The 584-nt window shown below is 48.3% G+C and carries 1 pseudogene; it reads left to right on the forward strand.

The window, feature by feature from the left end:
- Positions 1-549, forward strand: a pseudogene (locus E1297_RS48865) (hypothetical protein); the annotation flags it as partial.
- Positions 550-584: the final 35 nt, after the last annotated feature.

Genomic DNA, 584 nt, shown 5'->3' on the forward strand with positions numbered 1-584 from the left:
GGCGTATGGGTTCTGATCAAATGGACTTGGTATAATGCTCAAATTAGCGGGAAATGCGAAGTTTACGATCATGCGAAAGTCTTTGACCTCGCGGAGGTGACAGGTGACGCACGTGTCCTCGGAGACGCACAAATCTATGAACAAGCTAAGATTGCAGGCAGTGCATGGGTTTTCCTGAACGCTAAAGTCTATGGAAATGCTCAGGTTTCTGGATTTGCGCGCATATACGGCGCTGCTGAGGTTTTCGGTGATGCCCAGATCACCGGGCACAGCAATATCTCCGGGACAGCAAAAATCGGACGACGCAATCCATTTCCACTCAAAGTGCAAAACAAGCTTTTAGCGCAAAAAGAGCCTGCCAGGCACTTAAATAACCTGCCAACGACCGGGAACGGCATTTCTACTCTCCCCTTAAAAGGAAAACAAAATATGGTCCGGTTGTTCTACATCGGCATTGGATACGCCTTGGGCAACTCCGTCAGCTACTCGGAACTTGCCCCTTATGCCCAGTTGGCTCTGACAGCAATGACTGAATTTCTTCAGAGATAGGGGCAAGAACAAGATTTGTAAAAAATCCTGCGCTA

Source organism: Roseibium sp. RKSG952 (genome assembly GCF_009711355.1).